Here is a 1,795-nt window from a genome sequence, read left to right as displayed (position 1 = left end):
GAGCGGGGCACTGCCCGCGGTGCGCTGCTCGGCGGCGTACATCTCGGGCAGCCGGTACCCGAAGCTCTCCGCGGCGTCCAGCAGACCCCGCAGCAGTCCGGCGGCCTCCTTCTCGAAGCCGGCCTGGGCCAGTCCGGCGACCGCCACGGCGCTCTCGTACGCCCGCACCGCGCCCGAGCGGTGGCCGAACGGGTTGTGGCCCGGCTCCCGGGAGGCCATGCTGCGCAGCCCCCATCCACAGTCCATGGCGGGGGCGCCGAGGAGGCGGGCGAGCTGCTCGGTGCGGATCCGGTCCAGCAGTCCGGGGGCGAGCTCTCCGCCGCCCAGCAGGCCGGTGTCCAGGAGGTGGGCGGCGGCCCCCGTCAGCCGGGGCAACGGCCGCCCGTCGGGGTGCAGGGCCGCCGCGGGCCGCCCGCCGTCCGGGCCGTCGATCCAGAACCCGTTCCGGAACCGCTCGCGCAGCGCGGCGGCCCGCTCCCGCCACTCCTCGGCGCCGGGCCGCCCGCAGCCGGCGAGCAGGTCGGCCCCGAGCAGCGCGGCCCGGTGGGCGTGGGCCTGGGTCTCGCAGCGCCGCGGCCCGGGATCGGGGTCGGCCAGGAAGCCGTCCGTCCCCAGGGCGCCGCGCAGCCAGTCCAGGCACCGCTCGGCCGCCGGGAGGAGCCGGGCCACCTCCTCCTCGGGCATGCCCCACCGCCGGGCCTCGGCGAGCACCACCGGGAAGGCGAGCGTCGCCTCGGTGCCCGTGCACCCGGGCGGCAGCTGCGGGCCGGCTCCGCGCAGCGGCCCCGGGATCTTCCCCCCGTCGGGCCCGTGGCCGCCGGTCTGGGTCCGGGCCAGGGTGCGCAGCGTGGCCGCGGCGAGCCCGGTGCCGAGCGGCAGCGCCATCCTGGCGGCCCAGAGGGATTCCGCCGGGGCCAGCCCGAGCCGCCACGGCACCCCGGCCGCGGCGAAGGCGTCGCCCGGTTCCTCGCGGTCGCGCATCAGCAGCGCCCCGAGGTCCCCGACGCTGGTGCGGAACCAGGCTTCGACCCGCGGGTCGTCCCCCTCGGCCCGGGCGTCGGCCAGCGGGTTGGCCACCTGTCCGGCCGGGGCCCGCGCCGTGCGGTCCTGCGTGGTCCGCAGCTCGATGGTGCGGGACTCGCCGGGCCCCAGGTCGAGCTGCCAGCGCAGCAGCCCCGCCGAGGCGAGCGCGTCGTCCGGGGCCGGATCGGCCGCGGTGACGGCCTGCGCCTCTCCGCTGCTCCAGCGCAGCCCGGCGGCGTGCACCCCGGCGGGAAGTTCCGGCCCGGCCCGGCCGGCGGCCACCGCGGCCAGCTCGGCCAGGTCGGTGCCGAGCAGCACCTCCACCGTCAGGCGCATCGGCCGGGCCGTGAAACTGCGCACGGTGATCCGCTCGGTGCCGTCCGCGTGCCGGACCCGTTCCACGCCGACGTCGGGATCGGGGCCTGCCTCCGCCCCGGTGCGCACGGTCGCGGTGAACGCGGCCCGGTCGGAGCCAAGGCTGCGCCCCTGGACGGCGACGGGGTCCCGGCCGCCGACCCGGAGCACGCAGCGGGAGAGCAGCCTGCGCCCGGAGCGGTAGATCCCGTCGATGCCCCGCCCCGTCAGCTGACCGTGCTCCGGGGAGATGACCAGGCAGGGCGCGGCGACGCAGATGACCGCGCCGTGCACGGGTGGCAGCTCGGTCCTGCGGGCGGGCGGTACGGAGTGGGCCATGGGTCGCCTTGTCTGGGCTGTCTGCGCTCCGGCCGGTGTCGCTGGGCGGCGGCGCGGCCGGGCCCCCGCCACCCTCCAG

1 protein-coding gene is annotated in these 1,795 nt (G+C 79.2%); it reads right to left on the bottom strand.

Annotation, left to right across the window (positions count from 1 at the left end):
• Nucleotides 1-1,716, bottom strand: a 1,716-nt coding sequence (locus tag ACFXA3_RS19235; protein WP_385188222.1) for a glycogen debranching N-terminal domain-containing protein, incomplete at its 3' end; no start/stop codon positions are given.
• Nucleotides 1,717-1,795: the final 79 nt, after the last annotated feature.

Origin of the sequence: Streptomyces sp. NPDC059456, from assembly GCF_042750055.1 — a bacterium.
Taxonomy (GTDB): Bacteria; Actinomycetota; Actinomycetes; order Streptomycetales; family Streptomycetaceae; genus Streptomyces.
Note: the sequence above shows the minus strand (reverse complement) of the source record. Positions and strands in the feature narration are given on the sequence as shown.